The sequence below is a fragment of the Desulfotomaculum sp. 1211_IL3151 genome (assembly GCF_036763075.1).
Taxonomy (GTDB): domain Bacteria; phylum Bacillota; class Desulfotomaculia; order Desulfotomaculales; family Desulfotomaculaceae; genus Desulfotomaculum.
In genome coordinates this window covers 63,343-71,159 of record NZ_JBAIYV010000013.1, presented here as the reverse complement: position 1 = coordinate 71,159, position 7,817 = coordinate 63,343, and the positions used below count along the sequence as shown (strand labels likewise).

General features: G+C 45.1%; 6 protein-coding genes. All 6 read left to right on the top strand.

What is annotated here, in order from left to right; genetic code table 11:
• Window positions 1-943: NADH-ubiquinone oxidoreductase-F iron-sulfur binding region domain-containing protein (locus V6C11_RS02630; protein WP_333529526.1), on the top strand; the 943-nt coding region annotated here is incomplete at its 5' end.
• A gap of 27 nt (window positions 944-970) precedes the next feature.
• A complete protein-coding gene (locus V6C11_RS02625) occupies window positions 971-2,917 on the top strand; it encodes a [FeFe] hydrogenase, group A (RefSeq protein WP_333529525.1) in 1,947 nt (648 codons plus the stop codon).
• Between the two features lie 340 nt (window positions 2,918-3,257).
• Window positions 3,258-3,467 (top strand): hypothetical protein, encoded by a 210-nt coding sequence (locus V6C11_RS02620; protein ID WP_333529524.1) that lies wholly within the window; start codon window positions 3,258-3,260, stop codon window positions 3,465-3,467.
• Window positions 3,468-3,670: 203 nt separating this feature from the next.
• Window positions 3,671-4,150 carry an NADH-quinone oxidoreductase subunit NuoE family protein gene (locus V6C11_RS02615; RefSeq protein ID WP_333529523.1) on the top strand — a complete coding sequence of 160 codons (480 nt, stop codon included), beginning with the start codon at window positions 3,671-3,673 and terminating at the stop codon, window positions 4,148-4,150.
• Window positions 4,151-4,172: 22 nt separating this feature from the next.
• A complete protein-coding gene (locus V6C11_RS02610; RefSeq protein ID WP_333529522.1) occupies window positions 4,173-5,882 on the top strand; it encodes a NuoF family protein in 1,710 nt (569 codons plus the stop codon).
• Window positions 5,883-5,901: 19 nt separating this feature from the next.
• Window positions 5,902-7,683 carry an NADH-dependent [FeFe] hydrogenase, group A6 gene (locus V6C11_RS02605; RefSeq protein WP_333529521.1) on the top strand — a complete coding sequence of 594 codons (1,782 nt, stop codon included), beginning with the start codon at window positions 5,902-5,904 and terminating at the stop codon, window positions 7,681-7,683.
• Window positions 7,684-7,817: the final 134 nt, after the last annotated feature.

Here is a 7,817-nt window from a genome sequence, read left to right as displayed (position 1 = left end):
CGGTGAAGAAACTGCCCTCATTGCCTCTATCGAAGGTGAACGTGGTATGCCTCGCCCCCGCCCCCCCTTCCCGGCTGTTAAAGGGCTATGGGGTTGCCCAACCATTATTAATAACGTAGAAACCTTAGCAAACCTTCGCTTCATCATCAATAATGGTGCCGCCTTATTTAAAAGTTATGGTACGGCACAAAGTTCTGGGACCAAAACCTTTGCCCTGGCCGGTCAGGTACAAAATACCGGTCTGGTGGAAGTACCAATGGGTGTCACCCTGCGCGAAGTGGTCTTTGACATCGGCGGTGGTCTGCGGGATGGTAAAAAATATAAATCCGTACAAATTGGCGGACCCTCCGGCGGTTGCTTGACGGAAGATAAATTAGACATCGCCCTTGATTATGATGAACTAATGAAGGCAGGAGCCATGATCGGGTCCGGGGGACTGGTTGTGATGGGTGATGATACCTGTATGGTAGAAACAGCCAAGTTCTTTATGGGCTTTGTACAAAACGAATCCTGCGGTAAATGTGTGCCTTGTCGTGAAGGAACCAAACAACTTCTGGCCCTGTTAACTAAGATTACCGAGGGTAAAGGAACCGAGGCCGACCTCGACTTGTTAGAGGAATTGGCCCAAAACGTTAAGAACGGTTCATTATGCGGGCTTGGCAAAACCGCCCCTAACCCGGTTCTTACCACTCTCCGTTACTTCCGTGACGAGTATTTGGCTCACGTACGTGATAAGAAATGTCCTGCCGGTGCCTGTCAGGCCTTAAAAGAATACTACATTGATCCTGATAAATGTAAGGGCTGTACTGTCTGCTCCCGAGTCTGCCCCGCTGGTGCCATTACCGGAGATAAGAAACAACCGCATGTTATTAATACAGAATTATGTCTAAAGTGTGGCGCCTGCATGGAAAAATGTAAATTCGGTTCCATCGAGATCAGGTAGCCGGTATCTGAGAAAGGGTGTGACGTGATGAGTGGAAAAATTACCATTAATGGTCAAATAATCGATTTCACAGACGAAAAAAATATTTTAGCCGTTGCTAAAAAAGCAGGTATCAATATCCCTACCCTCTGCTACCACCCCGAATTAACGGTGGCGGGAGCATGTCGCTTATGTGTGGTAGAGATAGAAAAAATGGGGATTCAAACCTCTTGCTCCACTGCACCAATGGACGGCATGGTTGTCTTCACCAATTCCGAAAAGGTAAATAAAGTCCGCAAAATGGTTCTTGAGCTGCTTCTGGCAAACCATGACCGGGAATGCACAACCTGTGAGTCCAGTGGGGCCTGTAAGCTGCAAAAATACGCCAGTGATTACGGCATTAAGAGGTTACGGTATCCTAATCGTACGATTGTGGCACCAGTGGATACATCCAGCCCCTCCATTATTAGGGACCCTAATAAGTGCATTTTATGTGGCCTATGTGTACGGGTTTGCAAGGAAAAACAAGGCATTGGCGTATGGGACTTTAAGAACCGTGGTTCCCGTACAGAAATCGTGTCTGGGATGGACCAGTCCCTCTCTGAATCGGCCTGTATTAACTGTGGCCAGTGCATCGCCGTTTGCCCCTGCGGCGCCTTGACTTCTAACTCTTCAGCCATCGATGAGGTTTGGGCCGCCCTGCGCGATCCTAATAAAACAGTGGTTTGCCAAATCGCACCTGCCCCTAGGGCAGCTTTAGGGGAAGAATTCAACCTTGGGTCCATCGAGGTAACGGGTAAAATTGTCTCCGCCCTACGTAAACTGGGCTTTGCTAAGGTATTTGATACTGTCTTTACAGCGGATATGACAACCATCGAAGAATCCAACGAATTTTTAACTAGGCTGGTAAAGGGTGAAAACCTACCCCTCTTTACTTCCTGTTGTCCTGGCTGGGTAAAATATGCTGAACAGTTCCATCCCGAATTATTAAATAATTTATCCAGTTGTCGCTCTCCACAACAGATGTTTGGCTCTGTGCTGAAGAAAAAATATGCTAAAGAACTGGGAATTGCTCCCCAGGATATGTATGTTGTTTCCATCATGCCCTGTACAGCTAAAAAGTACGAAGCCAAGCGACCGGAATTTACCACAGATGGCTCTTACGATGTGGATGCTGTACTAACAACCGTGGAAGCCGCCAGAATGTTTAGGGAAGCCGGTATCCTCTTTGAGGCTCTGGAAGATGCCGCCTTTGATCAGCCAATGCAGCAAGGCACCGGCTCTGGTGTGTTGTTTGGTGCCACCGGCGGTGTAATGGAATCGGTCATTCGTTATGTAGCCGGTAAATTACTGAATGCGGACGGCAGAATTGACATCGATTTTACCCGGGGTATGAATGACACCAAAATTGCCAGTATTAATGTCGGTGACAATAAGCTAACGCTAGCCGTGGTTAATGGACTTGCCGCCGCAGAAGAGTTAATTCAAAAGATTAAAACCGGAGAACTTAATATTCAGGCTGTAGAGGTTATGGCTTGCCCAGGCGGTTGTGTAGGCGGCGGCGGTCAGCCCTGCCAAAATGATTCGGAACACCGTCAGGCCAGAGCCAAAGAAATTTATCAAATCGATGCAAAACTGGAATTGCACAAGGCCCAGGACAACGAAGATCTTAACAATATCTTTGAAAAATACTGGGGTGGTTGCTGCAACCATGAGACACACCAGGAACTTCATACCCATTATCATCCCAAAAAGCGTGTTGCCGGTAATGAAATTACCCTGCAGGATGCTGAAGGACCGGAAATTACAGTGTGTCTTGGCGAAGGCTGCATCAAAAAAGGTTCCCTTTCTGTTATTGAAAAATTAGCTGGCTTACCGATCAAAATAAAAGGTGCCTTTTGCCTGGAAAACTGCGGTGATGGGGTATCCGTTAAAGTAAACAACAACATTATGAATGTCAGCCCCGAGAATGTCCTTAACTCAATCAAACTTTAAATATAAATAAACAAAAAGAAATGTCGCGAAACTACTTTGTAGCTAGCGACATTTCTTTTTTTAAAATGCTGCAATTGTTAGGGGGAGCGGCATACTTTCTGCGTTTAAAATATACATATAAACTAAGACCGGTTGTCGAAATATTATTAATTAAGTTGGCTTAAAAGTACTTGACGCTTACGAACAAACTGGAGTAGAATAAACCTAAATTATAATTTTTTGAATATTTTTAATGTTTTAATAAGTATCACTAGACACACTTTAATGTATTTTTTGTCATGTCAATGACATTTTTAAAAAAAAGAAAGTTATAGAATATTTAGTAATGGAGGTGTGACAGTTGGTCTTACAACAACTAGTCAACGGGCAGATCATTATTACAGCTATTGCCAATAACTCCATCACCAATGAAATTAGCATAAATATGCCGGATATGCCAACTTTTGAACCCTGTGTTGACGCCTATGATCAATATATCTTCTTAACTTCAGGGCTTACTAAGGATTTTACTCCCCTTTTTGACCATTATGGTCAACCGATTTTCGCTTAATGCCACTCCCTTTGTAACGTTTTTTCGTAAAATTTCAAAAATACTGTGTATTAATCCTATGCATAATGGATTAATCTTTCTTTGTTCTCATAAGTATTATTTGGAGGGTGGTGATATCGAACCAAGCATCATTCCATCAACTATTGAACAATAACAGAAGCGACAAATTAAAAATACGCTTCCGACGAAAGGAGGAACCATCCATGGGTGCAGAATGCAAATGCAACTGTAATCAAGAAGGTAAATTAGATGCACTGTTTGCCCAATATAAGGGCAATCCCAATGGACTTATTGTGGTAATGGCAGGTATTCAGGAAATACACGGCTACCTACCCAAAGACACCTTAGTTCAAGCTGCAGAAGCGTTAGGGGTGCCTCTCAGCGATGTATACGGAGTTGCAACCTTTTATGCAGCTTTCAGTCTGCGTCCCAGAGGTAGACATTCCGTTAACCTCTGTCTTGGCACAGCCTGTTACGTTAAAGGAGCACCTGAGGTTCAGGTAATGTTGGAAAAAGAAATGGGTATTAAGGCTGGCAATACAACCGAAGATCGCCGTTTTAGTTTGGATTTAGTAAGGTGCTTAGGGGCCTGCGGTATTGCCCCCGTAATGACAGTTAATGGGGAAGTTTTCCCTCGGATGACTGCTGAAAAAGTTTCTGAAGTATTAGCAAAATATGAATAATACCTCCAGGGAGGTGAAATATATGAATTTTACAGAGCTCGAATTATTAAGAGCAACTGCTAAAGAAACAATAAAATTACGCTTGGGTGAAGAACCCTCCGACAACTACAAATATCATGTGTTAGTTTGCGGTGGTACTGGATGTATTTCCATTGGCTGCAAAAATACACTGGAATCTCTCCAAGAATCCATTACGAAAAATAACCTGCAAGACCAGGTTAAAGTTGTGGTTACCGGTTGTATGGGTACCTGTGAAATGGGGCCAGTGATTACAGTATTTCCAGAGGGGTATTACTACTGCCGGGTACAACCGGAAGATGCGGATGACATTGTATCCACTCATTTAATGGGTGGCAAAATTGTTGAAAGACTTTGTTATCATGCTGCCGATGGTTCCGTTCAACCACGCAAAAATGATATGACTTTCTTCAAAAAACAAAAACGCAACGCCCTAAGGAATTGTGGCTTAATCAACCAAACATCCATTGAAGAATACATAGCAATGGATGGCTATAAAGCTTTGGCTAAAGCGCTTAAGCAAATGACCCCCCAACAGGTCGTCGATGAGGTTAAAAAGTCTGGTTTGCGGGGTCGTGGTGGTGCTGGTTTCCCCACCGGTGTAAAATGGCAATTTGTTTTGGATCAGCAGTCTGATCAAAAGTATATTGTTTGCAACGGTGACGAAGGTGACCCGGGTGCCTTTATGGATCGCTCGGTATTAGAGGATGACCCCTATTCCGTAATTGAAGCCATGACCGTTGGCGGTTATGCTGTGGGTGCAAGCAAAGGATTTGCCTATATTCGCTTGGAATATCCACGGGCCATTGACCACTTTAACAAAGCTTTAGAACGGTCCAGAGAAATTGGCTTACTAGGCAACAATATTTTGGGGACAGACTTTTGTTTTGATATTGAGATTCGTGTGGGTGCCGGAGCCTTTGTCTGCGGCGAAGAGACTGCCCTGCTAGCTTCCATCGAAGGTCGTCGTGGTGAACCACGTCCACGTCCTCCCTTCCCCGCTGTCTCTGGTCTCTTTAATAAACCTACCATCATTAATAACGTAGAATCCTGGGCCAGCATTTGCCCCATTATCGTAAATGGTGCTGAATGGTATGCCTCCATGGGTACCGAAAAGAGTAAAGGTACCAAAGTATTTACCTTGGCAGGCAAAATTACCAATACTGGCTTAGTGGAAATTCCCTTGGGCCTAACCCTGCGTGAAATGGTTGAGGATATTGGTGGCGGCGTTCCGGATGGAAAAGCTTTCAAAGCAGCTCAAACCGGAGGACCTTCCGGAGGCTGTATCCCTGCAGCTTACCTGGATACCCCCATTGATTATGAAAACTTAGCAGCCCTGGGTTCCATCGTAGGTTCCGGCGGCATGATTATCGTTGATGAAGGAACCTGTATGGTTGACTTGGCTAAATTTTATCTTGGTTTTACCCAAGATGAGTCTTGCGGTAAATGTACCCCTTGCCGTATTGGTACCAAAAGAATGCTAGAAATACTCGAGCGCATTACCAAGGGTCTAGGCAAGGAAGAAGATTTAGATTTATTAGTTGAACTGGCTAATTCTGTCAAGGCCTCTGCCCTATGCGGATTAGGCCAAACTGCACCAAACCCCATTCTTAGTACTTTGCGTTATTTCCGTGATGAGTTTGAGGCACATATTAAGGATAAAACCTGCCCGGCTGGCGTTTGCAAAATGCCCCGCAAAGGCCTAAAATCCTAGAGGATAGGAGGGAAAAGGCATGGCAACCGTAACACTAACTATTGACAATGTAAAACTTGAAGTTGAACAGGGTTCAACGATTCTCGATGCCGCCAAAAAAATCGGCATTAATATACCTACCCTTTGCTATATGAAAGAAATTAATGTCATCGGAGCCTGTCGTATTTGCGTGGTAGAAGTTCAAGGTGCCCGGGCCCTCCAGGCTGCCTGTGTTACCCCAGTGACAGAGGGAATGGTTGTAAAAACTAATTCCGCCGTCGTTAGAGCTTCACGCAAAATGACACTGGAGCTAATTCAGTCCAACCACCCGCAGGAGTGCAATACCTGCCTGCGCAACAATAACTGTGAGTTACAAGCTCTTTCCGAAGCAATGGGACTTAAAGAGGTACGCTTTGTAAGACCGGCCCAAAGCCACAAAAAAGATGATATTGATAACTCCTCACCATCCATCGTGCGCGACCCAAGAAAATGTATCCTATGCCGCCGCTGTGTGGCCGTCTGTGAAAAGGTACAGGGAATTAAATGCATCAGTACCATTAACCGTGGTTTTGAAACCATCGTAGCCCCTCCCTTTAACCAGGGACTAAATGATGTAAACTGTGCCATGTGTGGCCAATGCACCTTGGTTTGCCCCACCGGCGCCATTACCGAAGTGGATGATACCGGCAAAGTGTGGCGTGCCTTGGATGACTCCACTAAGCATGTGGTTGTTCAAACTGCCCCAGCCGTTCGGGTAGCTATCGCCGAAGAATTTGGTATGGAACCTGGTACCGTCAGCACGGGTAAACTTGTGGCGGCCCTGCGTCGTTTAGGCTTTGACAGTGTTATGGATACTGATTTTACTGCAGACCTTACCATCATCGAAGAAGGCAATGAATTTATTAAGCGTGTGACTGAAGGCGGCGTACTGCCCATGATTACTTCTTGCAGTCCCGGTTGGATCAAATACATCGAAATGTATTATCCTGACCTGTTGGCACACCTTTCAACCTGTAAATCACCTCAGCAGATGTTTGGTGCTTTGGCTAAATCCTTCTATGCTGAGAAAAAGGGTATTGACCCTGCCACGATCTATAGTGTATCCATTATGCCCTGTACCGCTAAAAAGTTTGAGGCAGGACGTGACGAACTCAAGGATAGCGGTTACCAAGATGTTGATGTTGTCCTTACCACCCGTGAGCTTGGCCGTATGCTTCGTGAGATCGGTGTTGATTGGGAAAGTCTCGCCGAAGAAGAGTACGATGCTCCGATGGGTCTTTCCACAGGTGCAGCAGTTATCTTTGGTGCCACTGGCGGCGTAATGGAAGCTGCAGTCCGTACCGTATACGAAGTTCTTACCAAGGAAGCGATGCCTAATATAAATCTAACTCCGGTACGTGGTATGGAAGGTATTAAGGAAGCTACCCTCAAAGTTGGCGACCTAGATGTTAAAGTTGCAGTTGCCCATACTTTAGGTAACGCACGTAAACTTTTGGATAAGATACGTGCCGGCGAAGCTGACTATCATTTCATCGAAATTATGTGCTGTCCCGGCGGTTGTATCGGTGGTGGCGGGCAACCCATCCCCACGAACCTCGAAGTACGCCTCAAGCGTATCGCCGGCATCTATAAGGCTGATGAAGAACTACCTATTCGTAAATCCCATGAAAACCCCGCCATTAAGGCCGTCTATGAAGAGTTTTTAGTAGAACCACTGGGCGAAAAGTCACACAAACTCCTGCATACCCACTATGTGCCCCGTGGTGTTTACCGGAAACCAGAAGGCCTGCCGGATAGGATTCCCTCTGAGGATCATCATTAGAAACTAGTTTTATGATAACCCGACAGCAAGTCGGGTTATCATCTTCCTTAATTATCAGAATTAACTGATATATATTGCAATTTGCGTGCCAAATATAAAGTGGAATCATTCGTGATAATTTGTTCTATTTTATG

What these genes read in the sequence shown, in the direction of transcription:
- V6C11_RS02610 (WP_333529522.1), top strand. Translation starts at nt 4,173, where the DNA reads ATGAATTTTACAGAGCTCGAATTATTAAGAGCAACTGCTAAAGAAACA.
- V6C11_RS02625 (WP_333529525.1), top strand. Translation starts at nt 971, where the DNA reads ATGAGTGGAAAAATTACCATTAATGGTCAAATAATCGATTTCACAGAC.
- V6C11_RS02605 (WP_333529521.1), top strand. Translation starts at nt 5,902, where the DNA reads ATGGCAACCGTAACACTAACTATTGACAATGTAAAACTTGAAGTTGAA.
- V6C11_RS02615 (WP_333529523.1), top strand. Translation starts at nt 3,671, where the DNA reads ATGGGTGCAGAATGCAAATGCAACTGTAATCAAGAAGGTAAATTAGAT.